The organism is Janthinobacterium sp. SUN026, assembly GCF_030397625.1.
Taxonomy (GTDB): Bacteria; Pseudomonadota; Gammaproteobacteria; order Burkholderiales; family Burkholderiaceae_D; genus Janthinobacterium; species Janthinobacterium kumbetense.
Window position 1 is genome coordinate 257,928 of the sequence record NZ_JAPQNU010000004.1, and the last position, 22,454, is coordinate 280,381.

Annotated in this window: 22 protein-coding genes; 5 read left to right on the forward strand and 17 right to left on the reverse strand. The window is 61.8% G+C overall.

Annotation, left to right across the window (positions count from 1 at the left end):
- Positions 1–150: 150 nt before the first annotated feature.
- Together OX459_RS19610 and OX459_RS19615 are read left to right on the forward strand one after the other, a co-directional pair.
- Positions 151–1,467, forward strand: coding sequence for a hypothetical protein (locus tag OX459_RS19610; RefSeq protein WP_289906256.1), 1,317 nt, complete (start codon positions 151–153; stop codon positions 1,465–1,467).
- A gap of 81 nt (positions 1,468–1,548) precedes the next feature.
- Entirely contained in the window at positions 1,549–2,742 is a 1,194-nt protein-coding gene (locus OX459_RS19615; protein ID WP_289906257.1) for a DUF5009 domain-containing protein, read from the forward strand.
- On the opposite strand, the gene OX459_RS19620 is transcribed toward OX459_RS19615, so the two are convergent.
- The 3 genes from OX459_RS19620 to OX459_RS19630 form a co-directional block, all read right to left on the reverse strand.
- Entirely contained in the window at positions 2,739–3,851 is a 1,113-nt protein-coding gene (locus tag OX459_RS19620; protein ID WP_289906258.1) for a heparan-alpha-glucosaminide N-acetyltransferase domain-containing protein, read from the reverse strand. The two genes, OX459_RS19615 and OX459_RS19620, sit on opposite strands and share 4 nt — an antisense overlap.
- On the reverse strand, positions 3,848–5,161 hold the full coding sequence (locus tag OX459_RS19625) for a glycoside hydrolase family 18 protein (protein ID WP_289906259.1): 1,314 nt from the start codon (positions 5,159–5,161) through the stop codon (positions 3,848–3,850). The genes OX459_RS19620 and OX459_RS19625 overlap by 4 nt, the downstream gene beginning before the upstream one ends.
- A 122-nt stretch (positions 5,162–5,283) precedes the next feature.
- Positions 5,284–7,959: a TonB-dependent receptor gene (locus OX459_RS19630; RefSeq protein WP_289906260.1), complete on the reverse strand. Its 2,676-nt coding sequence runs from the start codon at positions 7,957–7,959 to the stop codon at positions 5,284–5,286.
- A 388-nt stretch (positions 7,960–8,347) separates the two neighbouring features.
- On the opposite strand from OX459_RS19630, the gene OX459_RS19635 reads away from it, so the two are divergent.
- A complete protein-coding gene (locus OX459_RS19635) occupies positions 8,348–9,088 on the forward strand; it encodes a GntR family transcriptional regulator (RefSeq protein ID WP_099665206.1) in 741 nt (246 codons plus the stop codon).
- Positions 9,089–9,280: 192 nt separating this feature from the next.
- Here OX459_RS19635 and OX459_RS19640 read toward each other — a convergent pair whose 3' ends face one another.
- The 10 genes from OX459_RS19640 to rpsP all read right to left on the reverse strand — a co-directional run bounded on the left by OX459_RS19640 (position 9,281) and on the right by rpsP (position 16,662).
- Positions 9,281–10,744, reverse strand: a complete 1,464-nt coding sequence (locus OX459_RS19640) for a carbon-nitrogen hydrolase family protein (RefSeq protein WP_289906261.1) — start codon at positions 10,742–10,744, stop codon at positions 9,281–9,283.
- Complete coding sequence (locus OX459_RS19645; protein WP_289906262.1) at positions 10,741–11,559, reverse strand: AraC family transcriptional regulator; 819 nt, start codon at positions 11,557–11,559, stop codon at positions 10,741–10,743. The genes OX459_RS19640 and OX459_RS19645 overlap by 4 nt, the downstream gene beginning before the upstream one ends.
- A gap of 78 nt (positions 11,560–11,637) precedes the next feature.
- Positions 11,638–12,087 (reverse strand): CBS domain-containing protein, encoded by a 450-nt coding sequence (locus tag OX459_RS19650; protein ID WP_289906263.1) that lies wholly within the window; start codon positions 12,085–12,087, stop codon positions 11,638–11,640.
- An 81-nt stretch (positions 12,088–12,168) separates the two neighbouring features.
- Positions 12,169–12,504, reverse strand: a complete 336-nt coding sequence (locus OX459_RS19655; RefSeq protein WP_029496213.1) for a DUF3579 domain-containing protein — start codon at positions 12,502–12,504, stop codon at positions 12,169–12,171.
- Positions 12,505–12,729: 225 nt separating this feature from the next.
- Positions 12,730–13,689, reverse strand: coding sequence for a CobD/CbiB family protein (locus OX459_RS19660; protein ID WP_099665209.1), 960 nt, complete (start codon positions 13,687–13,689; stop codon positions 12,730–12,732).
- 97 nt (positions 13,690–13,786) lie between these two features.
- The gene (locus OX459_RS19665; RefSeq protein ID WP_289906264.1) at positions 13,787–14,446 is read right to left on the reverse strand and encodes a CoA pyrophosphatase; all 660 of its coding nucleotides are present in this window, start codon (positions 14,444–14,446) and stop codon (positions 13,787–13,789) included.
- A 78-nt stretch (positions 14,447–14,524) separates the two neighbouring features.
- The gene (gene rplS / locus OX459_RS19670) at positions 14,525–14,908 is read right to left on the reverse strand and encodes a 50S ribosomal protein L19 (protein WP_035825414.1); all 384 of its coding nucleotides are present in this window, start codon (positions 14,906–14,908) and stop codon (positions 14,525–14,527) included.
- A 134-nt stretch (positions 14,909–15,042) separates the two neighbouring features.
- Entirely contained in the window at positions 15,043–15,789 is a 747-nt protein-coding gene (gene trmD / locus OX459_RS19675; protein ID WP_289906265.1) for a tRNA (guanosine(37)-N1)-methyltransferase TrmD, read from the reverse strand.
- 50 nt (positions 15,790–15,839) lie between these two features.
- On the reverse strand, positions 15,840–16,397 hold the full coding sequence (rimM, locus tag OX459_RS19680) for a ribosome maturation factor RimM (RefSeq protein ID WP_289906266.1): 558 nt from the start codon (positions 16,395–16,397) through the stop codon (positions 15,840–15,842).
- A 13-nt stretch (positions 16,398–16,410) separates the two neighbouring features.
- Entirely contained in the window at positions 16,411–16,662 is a 252-nt protein-coding gene (rpsP, locus tag OX459_RS19685) for a 30S ribosomal protein S16 (protein WP_010395524.1), read from the reverse strand.
- Positions 16,663–16,950: 288 nt separating this feature from the next.
- Here rpsP and OX459_RS19690 point away from each other — a divergent pair, with 288 nt between their 5' ends.
- Positions 16,951–17,385: an NINE protein gene (locus OX459_RS19690; protein ID WP_099665212.1), complete on the forward strand. Its 435-nt coding sequence runs from the start codon at positions 16,951–16,953 to the stop codon at positions 17,383–17,385.
- Between the two features lie 136 nt (positions 17,386–17,521).
- A complete protein-coding gene (locus tag OX459_RS19695) occupies positions 17,522–18,148 on the forward strand; it encodes a glycine zipper 2TM domain-containing protein (RefSeq protein ID WP_099665213.1) in 627 nt (208 codons plus the stop codon).
- A gap of 85 nt (positions 18,149–18,233) precedes the next feature.
- Here OX459_RS19695 and OX459_RS19700 read toward each other — a convergent pair whose 3' ends face one another.
- From OX459_RS19700 to OX459_RS19715, 4 genes are all read right to left on the reverse strand, one after another.
- Entirely contained in the window at positions 18,234–20,024 is a 1,791-nt protein-coding gene (locus OX459_RS19700) for an acyl-CoA dehydrogenase (RefSeq protein WP_289906267.1), read from the reverse strand.
- 92 nt (positions 20,025–20,116) lie between these two features.
- Positions 20,117–21,049 (reverse strand): FAD-binding protein, encoded by a 933-nt coding sequence (locus tag OX459_RS19705; RefSeq protein WP_077400542.1) that lies wholly within the window; start codon positions 21,047–21,049, stop codon positions 20,117–20,119.
- Between the two features lie 40 nt (positions 21,050–21,089).
- On the reverse strand, positions 21,090–21,839 hold the full coding sequence (locus OX459_RS19710) for an electron transfer flavoprotein subunit beta/FixA family protein (protein ID WP_034759884.1): 750 nt from the start codon (positions 21,837–21,839) through the stop codon (positions 21,090–21,092).
- A gap of 256 nt (positions 21,840–22,095) precedes the next feature.
- Complete coding sequence (locus OX459_RS19715) at positions 22,096–22,323, reverse strand: sulfurtransferase TusA family protein (RefSeq protein ID WP_010395510.1); 228 nt, start codon at positions 22,321–22,323, stop codon at positions 22,096–22,098.
- Positions 22,324–22,454 lie beyond the last annotated feature (131 nt).

Here is a 22,454-nt window from a genome sequence, read left to right on the forward strand (position 1 = left end):
TTCGTATCATGCCGCTTCTGTTTGACTTATGCAGGCAGAACGGCAGAAATGTGTTTTTTCGAGCTTCCTTGCCCCTCTGGCAATGCCACTGCACGATGTTGCGGCTGCCAGTGCAGGTGCGTATTTTTGTTATTGATTGAAGGATAACCCATGTCCCAATTCCGTCTTGCCCGTCTTAGCCTGCTCCTGGCCGCAATCGGCCTGAATGTCCTGCCATCCCTGTCGCACGCGCAGGATGCCAAGCCAGCCGCCGCTGCGGGTGCGCCCGCCGCCGTGCCCGCCGACACGGTACGTCCTGAAGTGTTCAAGCTGCTCGATCCTGCCGCCGTGAAAGCCTCGATGGATGCGAAAAACTACGCCGACGTGCAAAGCCGCATCGACCAGACTGCCGCCATTCCCGCCCTGACGCCCTATGAATTGTTCGTACTGAACCGCCTGCGCGTGGCGCTGGCGTCGACCACCAACAATGCACCGATGGCCATGACGGCGCTGGAAGCGGTGATCGAATCGGGCAAGCTGGACAAGAAAGCCCAGGGCGACTTCATCCAGGCGCTGGCCAACTACCACTACAACGCCAAGGATTATCCGAACGCCATCAAATGGTTCACCCGTTACCAGACGGAAACAGGTGACATCGCTGGCGTGCGCCCCTACATCATCCGCGCGTATTACTTCAGCAATGATTTCGCGCGCGCCAAACAGGAACTGCTGGCCGACGTGACGGCCAAGCAGCAAGCGGGCAAGACGCCGACCATCGAAGAACTGCAATTGCTGGCCAACACGGGTTCGAAAAGCAAGGATCCGGCCACCTACCTGATCGCCATGGAAAACCTGGTGCGCTACTACCCGTCGGATGACTACTGGACCGACCTGCTGGGCCGTCTGCAAGGCAAGGCAGGCTACTCCGACCGCTTCGCGCTGGACGTGCTGCGCCTGCAATTCAAGGCCGTCGGCACCATGTCGCCGCAAGATTACAGCGACATGGCTGAAATCGCCTTGCAGAACGCTTTCCCGACGGAAGCGAAAAAAGTCCTCGACGCCGGCTTTGCCAAAGGCGTGCTGGGCACGGGCGCAAATGCTGCCAAGCACAAGAAACTGCGCGACCAGGCCAACAAGGCTGCCGCCGACGATGCGAAAAACATCGCCAGCGGCGAAGCGTCGGCCATGAAGAGCAAGGATGGCACGGGCTTGATCAACCTCGGCTACGCTTTCGTGACGATGGACCAGTTCGACAAAGGTATCGACCTGATCCAGAAAGGCATCGCCAAGGGCGGCCTGAAACGTGCTGAAGACGCCAAGCTGCGCCTCGGCTACTCCTATGCCATGGCCGGCAAGAAAGACGACGCCATCAAGGTCCTGGAAACGGTCAAGGGCGGCGACGGCGTGGGCGACCTGGCCCGCTACTGGATCCTGTGGCTGAACCGTCCTGCCACGGCAGCGGCGGCACCGGCAGCAGCGGCACAGTAATTCCTGCGCCCTCAAGCAGACGCAAGGCAGTTCCCGGCTCAGGCCGGGGCTGCTTTTTTTTCGACCTTCTTTCATCCTTCCATGCCGCCAGCCACCGCCTCCGCCACCGAACGCCTGATCAGCCTGGACGCCTTTCGCGGCTTCGTGATCGTCACCATGATCTGGGTCAACTACCTGGCCGGCATGCCCGGCATTGCCTGGTGGCTCGAACATGCGGGTCCCCGCGCCGACGGCATCACCGTGCCCGACCTGGTCTTTCCCGGATTTCTGTTCATGGTGGGCATGGCCATTCCGCTGGCCTTGCAGCGCCATTGCGGCCACGTCACGCCAGCCTTGCTGGGACGCCTGCTGTGGCGCTCCGCCAGCCTGATGCTGGCCGGCGTCGTGCTGGCGAATGCCTACCGCTACGATGCGCAGGCGGCGCTGCTGCCGCACGCCGTCTATTTCTTGCTGTTTTATGCGGCCATGATCCTGCTGTGGCGCCAGGGCGCGGGCCGGTTCGAGCTGGCCGCAGGCGGCGCCCTGATGCTGTTCCTGCTGGCGACGTTCCGCGGCGAATTGAATGCGGAATTTTCCAGCACCTGGCTGCAACCGTCATGGTGGGGCATCCTCGGCATGATCGGCTGGTCTTATCTGCTGTGCAGCTTGCTGTACCTGGCGTGCCAGGGCAGCGGCACGGCGCTGATGGGTACGCTTGCCTTGCTGATCGTGCTGTACATGGGCGGCATGGCGGGCAGTCTGGATTTCCTGCCGGCAGGCGTGAACGCCTTCGTCAACGTGCCGCAGGTGCTGGGTTCGACGGCGGCCAATGTGCTGGCCGGTACGCTGGTGGGCCGGCTATTCCTGCGCGGCGCGGCCCTGAACCATGTCCAGAGGATACGTTTCATGGCGTGGTTTGCGCTGGGCCTGCTGGCGGCCGGCCTGCTGCTGCGGCCATATCACCACATCAACAAGATCGCGGCGACGGAATCCTACACGCTTGTGTGCAGCGCCCTCATCCTGGCCCTGTTCCTCGTGTTTTATGTCGTCATCGACGTATGGCGCTGGCGCGCCTGGGCGGTGGTGCTGTTGCCTGCCGGCACCAATGCCCTGTTCGCCTACATCGTGCCCGACCTGTGGCAGCAACTGGCGGCCGTGCTGCACCTGCCGCGCTTCTGGTGGCCCTACCTGGAGACGGGCGGCGCGGCCGGCCTGTGGAATGCCGGCGCCGTCACCGCCCTGATGCTGCTGTTCACCGCCCTGGCCACGCGTTACGGCCTGAAGCTGAAGTTTTAGACCTTGATATAGATCTTGCGCTTGTCCATGCCGTAGGCGATCAGCCAGCACAGCAACATGAAGCTGACGGCAAACAGCATGGACCCCACGCGCGCCGGCGCCCAGCCCGTAAACCACTGCTGGTACAGCCACTGGTACAGGTTGCCGCTGCCGATGCGCACGGTAAACGCGATAATCACGAGCACTTCCGACACCAGGTAGATGAACAGGGTGTTCTTGCCGAAGACTTCAAAGAAGTAGGTCCAGCCCGTCATTTGACGTACATCAATGATGAACATCAGCAGCGCCAGCAGCAGCAAGTCCAGGCCGATGCCCAGCATCACGTAAGAGCTGGTCCACAGCTTCTTATTAATCGGAAACACCTCGTTCCAACACAAAGCCACCGCCACGCAAATGGCGCCGGCCACGGCCAGCTGATACAAGCTGGCGCGCAGCCGCGCCGGCGGCGTCTGGCGCAGGAAACTGCCCGCCAGGTAGCCGGCGATCACGTTGACGATAGCCGGCAAGGTGCCGAGGATGCCTTCCGGATCGAAGGCGATGCCTTCGCCGTGGTACAAATGGCTGTCGCCCAGCAGGATCAGATCCAGCTTGGCCGGCGCGTTGCCGTGCAAGCTGTAGTCGCCAAAGCATGCCAGGATGGCCCAGTAGCCGAGCAAGGCGCAGGCGCTGAAGGCCAGCGCGCCCCGCGTCTTCCAGTAATGCAGGATCAGCGCGGCGGCCAGGTAGCATACGGCGATGCGCTGCAGCACGCCGGGGATGCGCGTGTGCGACAGGGGCGACCAGGCGAACTGGCCCGCGTCGTCGATCTTGAAGAAGGGGAACCAGTACAGCAGGAAGCCCAGTAAAAAGATCAGCGCGCTGCGCTTGCACAGCTTGGCCAGCACGGCGCCATGGCCCAGGTTTTCATACTTGCCCAGCGCAAAGGCCAAGGCATTGCCGACGACAAACAAAAAGCTGGGAAAGACCAGATCCGTCAGGGTAAAACCATGCCATTCGGCATGCAGGAACGGGGCGTACACGCTGCCCCAGTCGCCGGGCGTATTGACGACGATCATCACGGCCACGGTCAGGCCGCGCAGGACGTCGAGGGCGAGGTAGCGCTGGTTCATGGCTGCGTCCCCTTCAGGATGCGTACCATGGCCGTGCCCAGCACCTGCTGCGCATCGCCGCTCAATTCCCAGAACATGCCACCGCGCAAGCCCTTGTCGCGGATATAGCGCACTTTATGGGCCACCGATTGCGCATCTTCATAACTGATGAAGACGCCGCTGTCGCGGTTGTAAAGATACGGCACTTGCGACGCGGCATTCCAATGGCGCTGGAAGCCGCGCGCACCCTTGCCCTCGGCCAGGTAGCCCTGCTCGAGCAAGTGCCGGTAAGTAAATGTCGGCGTACCGTCATTGCCGCTGGCCGCCCCCTGGCAAGGCTGGTACAGGCCATCGCCGCGGGGACCGGCGGCGCACTGCTTCCAGCCATAGCCGTAGAAGGGTACGCCCAGCACCAGCTTGGCAGCCGGCACGCCAGCACGCAGGAAGCGCGTCACGGTGGCGTCCGCATACAGGTGCTTGTCGCGCTGCGGGTCGGCCGGATCAGCATACAGGGGCGCCAGCTGGCCGCTTTCGGCATCCCACACGCCGCGGTAGTCATACGTCATCAGGTTGATCCAGTCCAGCTGCGCCGCCAGGCGGACGATCCAGCCAGGCGCGGCGTCGCTGTCGTCGGTCAGGCTGGCATGCGCGCCGGCGGCGATGGTGATCAGGTAATGGCGGCCGCCTGCCTGCTTGCCAGCCTGGTCGAAGGCGCTGCGCAGTTCGCCAGCCAGGTGCACATAGTTTTCCTTGTCGTCGCCGCGGTGGCAGACCTTGCCTTCGATACAGGGAATCCCCCCCGTGGCCGGATGTTCCCAGTCGATATCGACGCCATCGAGGCCATGCCGACGCACCAAGTCCAGCGCGGAAGCGATAAACGCCTGGCGCGCGGCCGGCGTGGCGGCCACGTCCGAAAAGCGGTTCGACCAGATCCAGCCGCCCACCGACAGCAGGACGCGCAGCCGCGAATGACTTTGCTTGAGCGCATTGAGCTTGCGCAAATTCTCGGCATCGGCTTGCGGTGCCGGCAGCACGATGCTGCCATTGGCCGGCCGGGACGGCTTGCCGTCCGCATCCAGGCAGGCGCTCACGCCGCCGCCATCGGGCGCGGGATTGCCATGTTCGCCATCCCAGCAGATGTCGGCGAACGCGTACTGGATCAGGCTGACATTGCCGGCGCGAATATTGTGCGCGTTAACGGGAAAATCGGCCGATTTCCAGCCGGGATAATAGGCCACCACTTCCGGCGCCAGGGGAGGCGCTGCGGGGACGGCGGTGGCTGCCAACGGCAGCGCGCAGGCGAAGCAAGCCAGCATTGCGTGTAATGTCATCGGATGTATCCCACCATATAAAAAAACCATCTTGCAATAAAAAAATGGCGGAGCCAGCTGCGCTCCGCCATTGTCATGCCATCCCGGGTGTCCGCCGGGCGGCATTAACCAAGTAAAACGTCTTACATCTTGCCACGCAGGCCGAAGAATACCTGGCGGCCGTTCTTGTAGAACGCGCGCGGCTGGTCTTTGGTCGATGCATACGACTTCAACAGCGGATCGTTCAAGTCCTTGCCTTCCAGCGACAGGGTCAGGAACTCGTTGATGTTGTAGTTGATGGAAGCGGAAACGGTGCCGACGTCATCCTGGTAAATGGCGCTCTTGCGATCCAAGCCATTCAGGAAGGCGGAACGGAAGCTGTAGTTCAGACGCGCGCTCCACTTGGCGTTTTCAAAGAAGCCCGACAGATTGTACGAGTTCTTCGATGTGCCGACCATGTCGCAGTTGCCTTCATCGGCGCAAGCCGATTTTGGCGCCGCTTGCGTTTCCTTGCCGTCGGCATAGGTGTAGTTGGCGCTGAAGCCGAAACCATTGCTCAGGTCCTGGGTGTACTGCAGTTCCACGCCACGCACGCGCGCCTTGGTATTGATGGCGGCGCTCATGTTGTAGTCCGTTACACGGCCAAGAGTCGCGTTGTAGAACTGGGCCACCGACGAACCGTAGGTGACATACGAAGCCAGTTTCATCTGATACAGGTTCACCGCGATCAGCGACTTCGGCATGAAGTACCATTCCACGCCCGCATCGACGTTGTTCGACATGATCGGCTTCAGGTTCGGATTGCCGCCGGAACCGGACATCGTCAAGTCGTTCAGGCTCAAGGCACCCAGAGCGCCAAAGTCAGGACGCGCCATGGTGCGGCTGGCCGCGCCGCGCAACACGACATTCTTCGCCAGGTCCGTACGCAGATTCACGCTCGGCAGGAAGTTATTGTAGGTATTCGAGCTGAGAGTCGGCTTCCACACGTCGTTCGGCGATGCATTGGCCACGTCGATCTGGGTCTTGACATAACGCACACCGAAGTTACCTTGCACGTCGGCAAAGTTCAGGTCACCCATGACGTAGGCGGCATTGGCCTTTTCCGTCATCTGGAATTCGCTCTGGTAAGCATGCTTGTTATACGTCGCGTACTTTTCGCCCCACTCCTTCATCGAAGGACCGCTGAAGGTCCAGGGATTCTGCAGCACGTTGGACAAGGGACTGGTCGGATAACGCGTCAAGCCTTTCGGCGCATTTTCCAGCAGGCCGGCGGCGGCTGGATAACTGCCTTCGAGCCAGGTCAGGGAACGGTCATGCTTGGCTGTGCGCGCGCCAAAACGGATGGTCGGCACGGCATCCCACACCGTGCTGTAGGTACCGTCGACCTGGCCATAGTTTTCCTTGTCACGCGTGGTGACGTCCGTTGCCCAACCGGTGAAAAATGGGGCGCCGGTGCGCGGATTCAAGGTCCCGGCATTGTCGATGACCATATTGGCCGGCGCATCGATGCCATGCACGGTCAGGCTGCTGCCCGAATAGGCCAGCCAGCCTTCATACGCGTAGTCGCGGGCGTGGCCCGTGCCGCGCGTGGTACCGACCTGGCCCGTAAACTTCAGGTTGGCGTTGGCGCGATACTTGAAGTTAAAGTCGACAAATTTCGAATCGCTGTAGGAACCTGGACGGGCAATGATGTCCTGCACCGAGGCGCCCATGGCCGAACAGTCGGCGACCGGGCACTTCGACGGGAAGGCGATCGACGTGATCGTATTGCCCTTGAGCGTATACGACGACGGGATGGCGCCACCCACGTTGGTCCAGTTATTCGACAGGACTTGATACGGCGCCAGCATGAAGTTGGTATTGACGTTGTCCGCATCGAGGCGGGTGTAGAAGCCGTTGACGTTGAAGCTCAGGTCGTTCGACACCTTGTATTCGATATCCAGCGAGCCGCCCTTGCGCTCGCGCTTTTGCTCGAACAGCGACGAGCCCGTGAGGAAGGACAGGTACTTGCCCTCGATGGCAGGATTGGCGGCAATCCAGGCTTTGGCATTCGAGTTGTCAAGCTTTTCCCACCACAGGAATTCCTGGCCCTGGCGGCGCAAGGTGCGTTTCTCGTCAAACACCTGCAGCAAGATACCCAGGTCGTTGGCTTCGTTTTTCCAGTTGATCAAGCCGCTGACTTGCACATCGGTTTTCTTGGCCGATTCCGTGTAAGCACCTTCAATCGAACCCATCAGGGTCAGATTCTTCTTGAAGCTCAAGGGCTTGCGGGTTTCGATATTGACATTGCCGGCGGCGCCGCCTTCGATCAGGTCAGCTTGCGAGCTCTTGTGAACAGTCACGCGGCCGATCAGCTCGGACGGGAACATGGAGTAGCTGACGCTGCGGCCGCCGCCCGTGATATTCGAGATATACCAGTCGCCGCTCGACACGGTGTGACCGTTAAGGGTGGTCAAGGTCAGGTTCGATGGCGTGCCTTTCAGGCTGACGCGGTCATTGTCGCCAAAGCCGCCTTCGGAGCCGCCCGCCGTGGCGACGGACACGCCGGGAATACGCTGCAGCGAGTCGGCAACGCTCTTGTCCGGCATCTTGCCCACGTCTTCGGCCGTGACGACTTCGACCAGGGAGTCGGAATTACGCTTTTGATTGAGCGACTGGGCCATTGCGGCGCGCACGCCGGTCACCACTACGACACTTGAATCCGGTTGCACTGCTTCCTGCGCCTGGGCGGTAAAACTCGCACCCAGTACCATCAACCCCACGGCTGCCGCGATAGGCGTCAGGCGCGTTACACCGCTAGCTGTCAAATTGCGTTTCATGTACTCCCCCTTGATTTAGGCTCCAGGATTGGAACCTTTTCATTTTTAACGTAGGTCTTCTTTCCAGCCCGCCCACTCTCGCCGGCATGCTGCAGACCCTTCGGCACAACCACTTACAAAACCAATTCAACGCCAATATACTACTATCCAATACCAGAACACTACCAGTTGCAACTTTTTTTTTATAACGTTGTTTGAATCACACAGACCACTTTATCTAAATCAATCCGTAGCCCGTATGAGCGGCTTAAATACGGGGGAAGCCAGGCATAAATTGTTGGCCTGATAATTCAAATTGGTTTTATAACGGCCTTTTTTGGTATTATCCAGCGACACAAAACAGATACAGAGCGCGTCTGCAACGCGCCGTAACGGAGATCCTCAGCGTATGACAACCCTCGCTCACATCATGCAAGGCCTGGGGCAGACGAGTAGCCTGCCCCTGTACCAGCAACTGCAGCGCGCGCTGCGCGAAGCGATCGACAAGCGCATCCTCGGCCCCGAGGAAGCCTTGCCGGCCGAGCGCCAGCTGGCCAGCGACCTGTCCGTCTCGCGCATCACCGTGCGCAAGGCCATCGATGGCCTCGTCAACGAGGGCTTGCTGGTGCGGCGCCCCGGCTCGGGCAATTTCATCAATACGCGCATCGAGAAAAACTTCGCCAAGCTGACCTCGTTTTCCGAGGACATGCGCGCGCGCGGACGCACGCCCCGCAGCGTGTGGCTCAAGCGCGCAGAAGGCACCGTCACGCCGGAAGAAGCCTTGCGCCTGCGGCTGTCGCCGGGCGCGCCCGTGTACCGCTTCCACCGCATCCGCTATGCGGACGAGGTGCCGATGTGCCTGGAATACGCGACCATCGTCGCCAGCTGCCTGCCGAACCTCGACGCCGTCGACGTGTCCATGTATGACGCGCTGGAACAGGCGGGCAACCGGCCCGTGCGCGCCTTGCAGCGCCTCAGCGCCTTGTTGTTGACGGGGGAGCAGGCCAGCCTGTTGCAGGCGGAGGAAGGCGACGCGGGCTTGTCGGTGGAAAGGCTGGGCTTTTTGCGCGATGGCCGCGCCGTGGAATTTTGCCGCTCCTACTTCCGCGGCGATATGTATGACTTCGTGGCTGAATTAAGTACCAATTAATACCGGATGCGCGAATTTCTCAATACCAGATAACACCACTTATTGCAGTGCAATATATATGCCGGCATCGCGCCTATATATGCACGGCAATGGTGCAATAATCAACGGCGATTATGTGGCCGCCCGCGCAGAATATAAAAGAAAGCTGTGCAATACGGTTTTGCGCATTGCAACAAAACGTGGCGTTATACGTCAAACGGCGGGCGCGGCGCGGCGGCCCGCGCACAGCAGGATCACGCTTAGCGCCACGCACAGCCAGCCGAACAGCGGCCCCAGCCAACCGGCCCACGTGGCCACGGGCCTCGCTGCCGGCAGCGGCGCCAGCAAGGTGCTGCCCGGCATGGCGCTGCTGGCCCGCTCCGCCAGCACGTTCCCATACGCATCGCTGACCGTCAGCACGCCCTCGCGCGCCGCGCGCAGCACCGCATAACCGTTTTCCACGCCGCGCACCACGGTCATGCGTGCGCCCATCCAGGCGTCCAGCTGGAAATCCCAGGCCGGTACCAGCATCGTTTGCGCGCCGGCCACGCCATATGCCCGCCCCAGGGGCGCAAAATGCATGTCCTTGCAAATGGCCAGCCCCATGGCCTGCCCCGCCACCGGCTGCACGGCATACGCGCTGCCAGCAAGAAACTCGCGCTCGGGCGGCGCCAGATGATGCTTCTGATAGCTGACCGGCGCGGTGCCATCGGGCGCGAACAGCCAGGCCAGGTTGCGCCGGCCGGCAGCGTCCTGCACGCCGATACCGAGGATAATCCACGCGCCCGTGCTGCGCGCCAGCGCCTGGAAACGCTGCCGCACGGCGTCCGCCTGCGCAGGGGCCAGCACGGCTATCTTTTCCGGCAACAGCACCAGCGTGGCGCCCTGCCCGGCCAGTTGCCCGACATGGCGCGCGTACTGGTCCCAGACGGCTTGCGCGCGCGCGGGCGGCGTGGCCGGGCCGATAAAGTCATCGATGGCCACCAGCCCCGCCAGCGGCCCTGCCGGCGCCAAGGCCGGCGCGCCCTGCACGCGCCAGGCGCCGCCGGCGAATGCGGCCGCCAGCAGCAGCGCGGCCGCGCCAGCCGCTGGCGCATATGCGCGGCCGCCCGCCAGCAGCAAGGCCAGCGCGGATGGCGCCAGGCACAGCAAGAACAGCAGGCCAGGCACGCCCGCCAGGGCCGCCACCTGCAGCACGGCAAGGTTATCCGCCTGCGAATACGCGAGGCTGCCCCAGTTACCGTCCGGCAGCAAAGCCGCCATCAGCGTATCGATGGCCACCCACAGCACGGGATACGCCAGCACCGTCCAGCCGGAGCGGTAGCGCAGCACGAGACGCCGCGTGGCCAGCACCACCAGCAGCCACAGCAGTGCCTTGACGAGCATCACGGCCAGCACGGCCGGCAAGGGCATGAGCAGGCGAAAATAGGCAACGTTCGATGACAGGCCCAGCAAGGCGGCCAAAAACGTCATCCAGGCCGCATCGCGGCGCGACGAGCGCAGGGCCAGCCACAGCACGGGCAGCGGCGCGCACCAGGCCAGCCAGCCCAGCGGCTGCGGCCCCAGCACCCAGTACAGGGGCAGGCCCGCCGCCAGCGCGGCGGCAGTTTGCAACAAGCGCTGGCGCAGCGCGGTGCCGCCGGCAGCCGGCGCAGACAAGGTATGGAGCATGGTCATGCCTTCAAGGGGAGCCAGATTTCCACGCCGCCGCTGCCGCTGACGGGATCGAAATGCTGGTCGTAGCGTTCAAAATCGGGCGCGTCGGCCACTTCCAGGCCGGACCGGGGCAACCACTCGTTCCACACCGTGTGCCAGGTGGCGCGGATCGTGGAAATGTGACCGCGGTGATGAAACACGGCATAGCGCCGCGGGGCGATGCGCAGCCGCGTCCAGCCGTCGGGGGCCTGGGAAAAGTCGTTCACGGGCATGGCGCACAGGTAATCGAAATTGCCCGCATCGTCATTGTTGCAGCACACGCCATACACGAGCTGGCCGGGCGCCGCATGGGGCAGGAAACGCTGCCACAGGGCGGGGATGCCGGCAGCCGTTTCTGCGCGATAACGTTCGACGAGGCCCGCCACCAGCAAGGCGGGGCCCTGCTCGAAACGGGGTGCTTCCAGCGCCACGCCAGGCGCCACATCCAGTTTGATGGCCTCCACCAGCGCGAGGTTGGCAACATGGCGCTGGGCCCGCACCATTTCCGGCGTGCGCTGGAACTGCTCACGGAAGGCCCGCGTAAACGCCTCGTGGGAACTGTAGCCAGCCTGCAGGGCGACGGCGAGGATGTCTTGCGCGCCCTGCGCCAGTACGCGCGCCGCCTCGCTGAGCCGGCGCGCCCGCACATAGCGCATCACGGAATGGCCCGTGGCCAGGCCAAACGCGCGCGTCAGGTGACACGGCGAGGCGCCGCCCACGTGGGCGATATCGCCGAGCGAGATATTCTCCGCATAATGCGATTCGATATACCAGAGTGCCTTGGCCAGATAGTGCATGGACGCTTCCCGTTGAACGAGCTGCGACTGTAGCATTTTCAGATCACGAGGATTTGACTGAAATTGCGCAATGCGGGCTTATTTGCGCGTGCGCTTTTCGTAAACCAGCTGGCCGCTGCTGATGCGCGCCAGTTCGGCCATTTCCTGGGCCAGGAAGGCGAGCAAGTCGTCGATGCTGACGACGCCGGAAAGCGCGCCCAGGCTGTTGACCACGGGCAAGCGGCGGATGCCGTTGACGCGCATGCGTTCGATGATATCGTAGACGTCTTCGTCTTCGCTGGCCGTGAGCAGTTGCGCGCTCATGATGTCGCCCACCAGCAGGCTGGCGGGGTCGAGGCCCAGGGCGATGACGGAAATGACGATGTCGCGGTCGGTGAGGATGCCGATGGGGACGCGCTCGCCGTTCGGCTGTTCGGCCACGATCAGGTCACCCACGTGGTGCTGGCGCATCAGCAGCGCCGCGTCTTGCACGCTGGTGTCACGCAGGCAATGGATGGTGTGCAGGGTACAGATGTCGCCGATGCGCATGTCGCCACTCCGTTTGAGGCAGAGTGTCCACGCTACGCCAGCCCACCGTGGCGGGCTTGAGGCAAATCAATGGAGCGGTACTTACTTTTCTTCGGGAGGCGGCAGGAAGCAGGCTTCGACGATCTGCAGGTCGTTATCCTTGGCGAACTCGCGCACGAAGTGAAACGCCATCGGCTCGATTTCGCGCAACTTCGTGTTGACGACCACCGACTTGACGCCGTTGACGACGGTCGGACGCACGTAGGGCGAATACTGGAGGTGCGCATTGCGCCCGCCGCCTTCGGGATTGAAACAGGACATCACTCCGCAAAGGCGCTCGGCCCAATCGCTGGGTCGGAATTGCTTGCCATTGCTGGTGAGACCAAGGATGAAGAACTCGTCTGAGAGTTCCCCTGTTTTTTGAGATAACTCGGCCATGTGGCTTGTCGGGACTGGATTGCGTGAATGGCCCCGGCGGGTAAGCCGGGCTGGTAATTCAACTACGTTTGCTGCGGTAAGCCAGTATTATATCTTATAGAAGACTTGGGTTCTACCTCGATCTGCCCTGACGATGCAAACAGGGGCCGGCACGCGTAACGCGCCAGCCCCTATTTTAACCTTGTTCCACGCGCCGGGCGCATGGATGGCGCGTGTGCGCCCGCGTCAGCCGAGGAAAACGGCGCCCGACATCAACAACAGCAGCAGCATCCACAGCAGCAAGGCGCGCCAGACCAGGCCCACCGTGCTCTGCAAGGCGCGCGCGCCCGGCTCTTCGCCCGGCAGGATATCGCTTTCGCTGTCGCTGTCGTCGACGGCCATGTCGGGCGTGACGACCACGCGGGCCGCCGTTTCCGCCGGCGTGCCCAGGCGCACGCCCATGGCGCCGCCGCCGGCCGTCAGGATGATGCCGATGGCCTCGTCCTGCCAGCGCTGGGCGAAATTGCGCCAGGCGTAGATGGCATCCTCGAAATTGCCGACCACGGCAAACGCCACGGCCGTCAGGCGCACGGGAATCCAGTCGATCAGGTAAAAGGCGCGCGCGGCGAACTGGCCGAACGCTTCATTGCGCATGTGCTCGGGCTCGTTCCAGGCGCGCGCCAGGTATTCGGCCACGCGGTACATCACGGCGCAGGCAGGGCCCAGCGGCATGAGGAACCAGAAGAACACGCCAAACACATTGCGATGCGTGGTGATCAGGGCTTTTTCCACGGCGATGCGGGCGATTTCGCTCGCTTCCATGCCCACCGTGTCGAGCTTGGTCCACTCGGCCAGCAAGGTCCGCGCGGACGCCTCGTCGCCGGCGCTCAGGGCCAGCTGGATCGACGTGAAGTAATGGCTGTAATGGCGAAAACCCAGGGTCAGGTAGACGATGAGGACATTCCAGACGAAGGCCAGGGGGGTCAGCTGGTAATGCCGCAAGAGCCAGTACACGCCGGCCGTCGGCACCATCAGCACGCCGATCATGAGGAACCAGCCCATGCGGCCGTGGTTGGCGTGGCCGGCATTGAACCAGGTCTCCATGCGCATTGCCAGGCTCTTGATTTCGGCGTAGATCGGATTGTCCGCGCGCAAAGGTTTGAGCTGCTCGATCAGCAATGCGCAAAGTATGGAGAGAAATGTCATCAATGGTCCTTTTTGTCTTTTTCAGCAATACCGCAATGCCCGCTACGATAGCGCAGTGCAGTGCTGGAATCAAACTTATTACGTGCGGGGTGCCATTTTACGCGCGCAAGAGGTGAAACAGATTGCGCAGCATGCCGGCGGTGGCGCCCCAAATGTAGAAGCGCTCGTAGGGCATGGCGTAGAACGAGCGCCGTCCGCCGGGCAATTCCACCGACAGGCGCTGGTGGTTGAGGCCATCCATGAGGAAGGCCAGCGGCACTTCAAAGATTTCCGCCACTTCCGACGGGTCGGCGCGCGACTCGAACGGCGGCGTCACCAGGCCCACCACGGGCGTGACCTGGTAGCCGGTGCCCGTCAGGTAGTCGGGCAGGCAGCCCAGCACTTCAATGTGTTCGCGCGCCAGGCCCACTTCTTCTTCCGTTTCGCGCAGGGCCGTGGCCACGGGCGAACCGTCGAACGGTTCGCTGCGCCCGCCGGGAAAGCTGACCTGGCCCGCATGGCTGCTCAGGTGGTCCGTGCGCATGGTCAGCAAGATGGTCAAGCCCTGTGGCCGTTGCACCAGCGGAATGAGCACGGCGGCGCGCACGGGCACGGCGCGGGCGGACAGGAAATCCTGGGTAATCTCGGGCTGCCAGTCGGGTTGTTCGGCCAAGCGCCGGCGCAGCCAGTCCGGCGTCAGGCGTTCGGCGTCCAGCGCCGCCTCGCCGGCGATCGAATCGATGGCGAGTTGTTTGGGATCAAATGCGACGGTGGCCATGGCAGCTTGCCTCAATAGCAATTCAGAATAAAAAAGGGGCGCCGAGAGGCACCCCTTTTCCCAACGCAGACGCTGATATTACGCGCTTGCTTTCGCCACAACGCGGCGATTTGGCAATTTTTCTTTGATACGCGCCGATTTACCCGAACGCTCACGCAGATAGTACAGCTTGGCGCGGCGAACATCACCACGGCGTTTCACTTCGATCGAAGCGATCAGCGGCGAGTACAGTTGGAACGTACGCTCAACGCCTTCGCCGGACGAGATCTTGCGAACGATGAAGTTCGAGTTCAGGCCACGGTTACGACGGGAGATAACGACGCCTTCGTAAGCCTGGGCGCGCTTGCGCGTACCTTCGACTACGTTGACGCTGACGATAACGGTATCGCCTGGTGCGAAGTCAGGAATCGATTTACCCAGACGGGCGATCTCTTCTTGCTCTAATTGTTGAATCAAGTCCATTTTTATAACTCCGAAAACCATCATGCCGGCGCACTGTGGATAGCGTGCTATCCGCCCGGTAGAGGATGGGTATTACCAATTTGGGCAACATGCCCGGCACTGCAAAGCCACCCTGCCGGCCGTCCGAGAACGGCTTACAGGCTGGCCAGGAATTTTTCGTCGGTCTTGCTGAGCAAGCCGGCGGCGCGCGCACTGACCAGCAGGTCAGGCCGCTTTGTCGCGGTCGCTTCCAGCATGCGCTGGCGGCGCCACTTGACGATCTCGGCATGATTGCCACCCATCAAGACGGGCGGCACGGCCATACCTTCATATGTTTCCGGCCGCGTGTAGTGCGGCGAATCGAGCAAGCCATTGACGAAGCTGTCCTCGATGGCCGATGCCTCGGTGTTCAAGACACCCGGCAACAGGCGGATCACCGCATCCATCAGCGCCATGGCGGGCAGCTCGCCGCCCGACAGGACGAAGTCGCCGACGCTGATTTCTTCGTCGACGCAACGGTCCAGCAAACGCTGGTCCACGGCTTCATAGCGGCCGCACAGGATCACCAAACCGGGTTCGGCTTTCAACTGCGTGACGCGCTCGTGCGTCAGCGGACGGCCTTGCGGCGACATGAACACCACGCGGGGCGCCGCCAGGCCGAGATCGGTCTGACGTTGCTTCGCGGCATTAATTGTCGCTTCGAGGGGACGGGCCATCATCACCATGCCGGGGCCGCCGCCATACGGGCGGTCATCCACGGTACGGTGATTGTCGGTGGTGAAATCACGGGGATTCCACAGCGACAAGCCACATTTCCCCTGCTCGAAGGCGCGCCGGGTCACACCCGACTGCGTCAGCGCGGCAAACATTTCCGGGAACAGGGTCACGACATCAAATTGCATCGTTCACCATCCTGCAAAGTTTGCCCGGCGCAAAGTTAAGCGCAGGCGGTTTAATAATCGAGGCCCCAGTCGACCGTGATCTTGCTGGCAGGCTTGTCAACGCTAATGACAAACTGGCCAACAAACGGGATCAGGCGCTCAGGCGCCTTTTCAACGGTCTCATCGGCAGTGGCGACGGGCGTAACGCGCAAGATCGACTGCGGACCATTGCTCATCATGTCGTGCACTGTGCCGAGGCACTCGCCTTGCAAATTCTCGACTGTCAGTCCGATCAGATCGGACCAATAAAATTCATCGGCCGACAGCGTCGGGAAATGGCTACGCGGAATTTGCACAGACACGCCTTTCAGCGCTTCTGCGGCATCCCGCCCGACCACACCCACCAGCTGGGCCACGACGTCGCCGCCGTGTAACTTCGCTTGCCTGACTTGAACATCATGCAAGGTCGGTTTATCAAACCACCAGGTTTTGACGCTTAATAATGCATCCGCGTCGTCGGAGAAAGGAGTGATCCTGACCCCGCCAGCAATGCCATAAGCACCGGAGACATAGCCTACCTGTACCAGGTCATCGGGGACTTTCACCCCGGATGCAGTCTTGACCGTCAAACCAGTGATCTAATTAAGCTGCTGCTTTGTTGTTGCTAGCTACCAGGCGAGCAACGGTTGGCGACAATTGTGCGCCAACGCCTTGCCAGTAGGCCAGACGGTCTGCGGTGATACGCAGTGGAACTTCGCCACCTTGCGCCATCGGGTTGTAAAAACCGATACGCTCAATGAAGCGACCATCGCGGCGATTGCGCGAGTCAGTAGCGACGATGTTGAAGAACGGGCGCTTCTTGGCGCCTCCACGAGCTAAACGAATAACGACCATAATATTTCCAAAAAGTGTGCTGAGGCGGAAAAAGCCGCAAATTATAGCGCGCTTTACCGCCAGGCAGCAAGCGTTATGATGACGGGCGTGTAATTTGGGCTAATCAAACATTATGACCAGTCATGGCCGAAGACGCAATAGGCGCGTGCGTCTATCGTGCCTGCCATGCCACGTCCAGGCGATGATATTGCACGACAGCATCGCCTGAACGCCGCCTGAAAGTGCTATCGTTGCGGCAAGCAATGACCGATACTGGCAATCTTTACCGATGAGCAACTCTGGAGTCCCATGACCACCGCTACCATTTTGCAACAATCGCACAAGAACAAGGCCTTCACGACCCTGCTGGCCTTCCTGCTGGGCATGCTGGGCGCCCACCGCTTCTACCTGCACGGCGCCAAGGACCGCTGGGGCTGGCTACACCTGGCCGCCCTGCCTGCCTCGCTACTGCTGCGCCAGCTGTTTCCCGAAGCGGACTGGTTTTACCAGATATTGCCGCTGACCCTGTCCGCCCTGGGCGGTTTCCTGGAAGCGCTGGTGCTGGGCCTGATGCCGGACGACAAGTGGGATGCGCGCTACAACGCCTCCTCCAGCCGCCAGTCGGACACGGGCTGGCCCCTGGCCGTGGTGCTGGTCGCTACCTTGATGCTAGGCGCAGGCGTGCTGATCGCCACCATGGCGCGCCTGTTCGACTTGCTGTACACAGGCGGCGCCTACGGTTAATTTCCACCCGGAAATAGCATCGGATCGCGCCTGCCGCACGCACATGTAAGTGTTGGTAAGCAATCATGATTTTCCTCTATACTGCATTCACAATGCCGACATTACTGGCACATTCAACACCCCCTAGGAGAAGATCATGATTCGTCGCCCACTCATCCTCGCAGTCGCCGTCACGGCCCTGTTCAGCACCTCCGCCTTCGCGCAAAACCTGTCGCCGAAAGCGCAATACGCGTACGACACCAAGCAAGCCAACACGCGCTATGCGGACGACAAGAAACTGTGCGCAGAAGAAACCAGCTCGAAAGCCCGCATGCAATGCCTGCGCGACGCCAAGGGCGAATACGACCAGGCCATCATCAATGCCAAGGCCGCGCAAAAGGCGGGCAATTCGTATGCGGGCCAGAACAGCAAACCAGCCCAGCAGCAGATCTGCGCCGAGTGCGGCAAGGTGCTGGCAGTCAACGTCGCTGAAAAAGCGGGCGAAGGTGGCGCACTGGGCATGATCGGCGGCGGCGTGGCCGGCGCCCTGCTGGGCCGCCAGGTCGGCGGCGGACGCGGCAAGGACCTGGCCACCCTGGCCGGCGCCGCCGGCGGCGCTTTCGCGGGCAAGCAAGTCGAAGGCCACATGAAAAACAGCAAGGTGTGGACCGTTACCGTGCAGTACGAAACGGGCGCCAAGGCCGACTTCGCGTTTGACCAGGACCCTGGCCTGGCCGCTGGCGACCTCGTACGCAACTCGGGCAACGGCATTGCCAGAAGATAAGCTTTTGAAAGAGTAAAAAAAGCGCTGGAGAGTGATCTCCAGCGCTTTTTTGCATTCAGCCAGCTTGCGCCGGCCAAGTTTCAACTTAAAACTGCTCTTCCGACAAGGCCATCACGCCGGCGCTGCCGTCGATGATGGTGGCGCGCAAGCCTGGCGCCTGTGACAGGATGTGGTCGGCAAAGAAGCGCGCCGTGGCGATTTTCGCCTTGTAGAACGAAGCGTCACCGCTGCCCTCACCCAGCTTTTGCTGCGCCACCACGGCCGCACGGGCCATTTGCCAGCCGCCCAGCACGATGCCGGCCAGTTTCAAATACGGCACGCTGCCCGCGAACACGGCCTTGATGTCCGTCTTCATGTTCGCCACCACATACTCGACTACCGCTTCGAGGGCCGCGCTGCCTTCGGCCAGGTGGCGCTGCATGGCCTGGAAGTCGGCGCCGGACAGTTCGCCCAGCTGGGCTTCCGTGGCGCGCACCTGGGCGATGATGGCTTTCGCCACGGCGCCGCCGTCGCGCACCGTCTTGCGGCCCACGAGGTCGTTCGCCTGGATGGCCGTCGTGCCTTCGTAGATGGTGAGAATCTTGGCATCGCGGTAATGCTGGGCGGCGCCTGTTTCTTCGATGAAACCCATGCCGCCATGCACTTGCACGCCGTCGCGCGTGACGTCTTGCGACATTTCCGTGGCCCAGCCCTTGATGACGGGCACCAGGTATTCATACGTCGCCAGGCTTTCCGCGCGCACTTCCGCGTCCGGATGGTGGTGCGCCACGTCGCTGATGGCCGCGCCCACGTAGGCCAGCGCGCGCGCCGCCTCCGTTTGCGAGCGCATCGACATCAGCATGCGGCGCACGTCCGGGTGGTGGATGATGGAGACGGGGCTCGGCGAGCCGGCCAGGTCGCGCGACTGCACGCGGTCCTTGGCGAACGCCACCGCTTGCTGGTAGGCACGCTCGGCCAGGCCGATGCCTTGCAAGCCCACGCCGAAGCGGGCCGCGTTCATCATGATGAACATGTATTCGAGGCCGCGGTTTTCCTCGCCCACCAGGGTGCCGATGGCGCCGCCGTGGTCGCCGAATTGCAATACGGCCGTCGGGCTGGCCTTGATGCCCAGCTTGTGCTCGATGGACACGCAATGGGCGTCGTTGCGCGCGCCCAGGCTGCCATCGGCGTTGACGAGGAATTTCGGCACGATGAACAGGGAAATGCCTTTCACGCCGGCGGGCGCGTCCGGCGTGCGGGCCAGCACCAGGTGGACGATGTTTTCCGCCATGTCGTGTTCGCCATACGTGATGAAAATCTTTGTGCCGAAGACTTTATACGTGCCATCGTCCTGCGGCACGGCGCGCGTGCGCACGGCGGCCAGGTCGGATCCCGCTTGCGGCTCCGTCAGGTTCATGGTGCCTGTCCACTTGCCCGACACCAGGTTTTCCAGGTACACCGCCTTTTGCTCGTCGCTGCCGGCCGTCAGCAGCGCTTCGATGGCGCCGTCCGACAGCAGGGCCACCAGGGCGAACGAGATGCTGGCCGAGTTGAGCATTTCGATGCACGGCGTGGCCAGCAGCTTGGGCAAGCCCTGGCCGCCGAATTCCGTCGGATGCTGCACGCCCTGCCAGCCCGCTTCGCCATACGCCTTGAACGCTTCCTTGAAGCCTTTCGACGTCGTGACTTGCCCGTCGTGCCAGAAACTCGGTTCCTTGTCGCTGGGGCCGTTCAAGGGGGCCACCACGCCGCCGCAGAACTTGGCGTTCTCTTCCAGCACGGCTTCGGCCGTGTCGGGCGTGGCGTCTTCGCAGCCGGGTAAAGTGTGGATTTCGGCCAGGCCGGCCAGTTCGTTCATCACGAACAACATGTCTTTCAGCGGGGCTTGATAGCTCATCTTCTTTTCTCCAAGAAAAAAGCCACGCGCGGCTCGCCGTGTGGGGCGGGCCGGCGTGGCTTTGTCAGTAACAAAACCGGAAGGGGTGTGACTTAACCCAGTTCTTTGACCAGTTGCGGCACGATCTCGAACAGATCGCCCACGATGCCGTAGTCGGCCACGGCAAAGATCGGCGCTTCCGGATCCTTGTTGATGGCGACGATGGTCTTCGAATCTTTCATGCCGGCCAGATGCTGGATCGCGCCCGAGATACCGACGGCGATGTACAGCGATGGCGCGACGATCTTGCCCGTCTGCCCCACTTGCCAGTCGTTCGGCACGAAGCCGGCGTCGACGGCGGCGCGCGAAGCACCCATGGCGGCGCCCAGCTTGTCGGCCAGCGGTTCCAGGATGTGGAAGTTTTCCGCCGAACCCATGCCACGGCCGCCCGACACGATGATTTTCGCGGCGGTCAGTTCAGGACGGTCGGACTTGGCCAGTTCGCGGCCCACGAAGGCGGACTTGCCCGCGTCGGCGACGGCGGCAACGGTTTCCGTGGCAGCCGAACCGCCGGTGGCGGCAGCGGCGTCGAAACCGGTGGTGCGCACGGTGATGACCTTGACCTTGTCGCCAGATTGCACGGTGGCAATGGCGTTACCGGCGTAGATCGGGCGCTCGAAGGTGTCCGGGGAATCGACCTTGGTGATTTCCGAGATTTGCGCGACGTCCAGCTTGGCGGCCACGCGCGGCAGGATGTTCTTGCCGTAGGCGGTGGCTGGCGCCAGGATGTGGCTGTAGTTGCCGGCGATGGCCAGCACTTGCTCGGCCACGTTTTCGGCCAGGCCGTCGGCAAAATATGGCGCGTCGGCGACGATGACTTTCGTCACGCCGGCGATTTGCGCGGCGGCAGCGGCGGCAGCCGATGCGTTCGAGCCTGCGACGAGCACGTGCACGTCGCCGCCGCACTGGGCAGCCGCGGTCACGGTGTGGTGGGTGCTGCCCTTTAAGGTAGCGTTGTCGTGTTCAGCAATAACTAATGCGACCATGATATGTCCTGTAATTGTTCTGGGTAGACGGCAAAGCCGCTTAGATGACTTTGGCTTCGGTACGCAGCTTGGCGACCAGGGTAGCGACGTCCGGGACCTTGATGCCGGCCGAGCGCTTGGCTGGCTCGACGACTTTCAGGGTCTTCAGGCGTGGCGCAACATCGACGCCCAGGTCTTCCGGCTTGACGGTCTCGAGCGGCTTTTTCTTGGCCTTCATGATGTTCGGCAAGGTCACATAGCGTGGCTCGTTCAGGCGCAGGTCGGTGGTGATGATCGCTGGCAAGGTCAATGCCAGGGTTTCCAGGCCGCCGTCGACTTCGCGCGTGACGGTGACTTTACCGTCTTCCAGCACGACTTTCGAGGCGAACGTGGCTTGCGGCCAACCCAGCAGGGCTGCCAGCATCTGGCCGGTCTGGTTGCTGTCGTCATCGATGGCTTGCTTGCCCAGGATGATCAGTTGCGGCTGCTCTTTCTCGGCCAGGGACTTGACCAGCTTGGCCACGGCCAGCGGTTCCAGTTCAGTCGTCGTTTCCACCAGGATGCCGCGGTCGGCGCCGATGGCCATGGCCGTGCGCAGGGTTTCCTGGCACTGCGTCACGCCGCAGGAGATGGCGACCACTTCAGTGACCTTGCCGGCTTCTTTCAGGCGCATCGCTTCTTCCAGCGCGATCTCATCGAAAGGGTTCATCGACATTTTGACGTTGGCGGTATCGACGCCAGTGCCGTCACTCTTGACGCGGACTTTGACGTTATAGTCGACCACGCGTTTGACGGGTACCAAGACTTTCATAGCTATGCCTTTGGGAAATTATAAAAATGACGGATCAAGTGCTGATTGTGCGTTCGATTATAAGAGAAATTTGAATCTTGAACCGAATTTAAGCACGATCGTGCGATTTTTTGTTAGAGCAATCCATCTAAACTGTCCAGCTTTGAGGATTTCAGGGGAGTCCGCCGCTACGCTGCAAGGCAGCAAAAGGGCACGGAAGTGACGCACACGGCAGGGTATTCACCAGGCCGCGCCACGGCGGCCCCGGCTGGCAGAATTATTTGCGTTGCATCAGGAAGACGAATTCGGTACCCGTCTGCACATGCGACAGCAGGGCATTGCCCGTTTGCTTGGCAAAAGCCTGGAAGTCGCGCACGGAACCAGGATCGGTTGCCATGATGCGCAGCACTTCCCCGCTCTGCAGCTCTGACAAAGCCTTTTTCGCCTTCAGAATCGGCAAGGGGCAATTCAAGCCCCGCGCGTCGAGTTCTTTATGAAATTCCATAATCTCGGTATCAAGTAGTGTGTCGCTCATCATCAATATCCCGCCATTTTTGTTGTACTGATTTTCGACATACTACTCTAAATCAGGGGCATTGACGCGCTGCACCAAAATAGTTCATCGGCTGTTGTGGT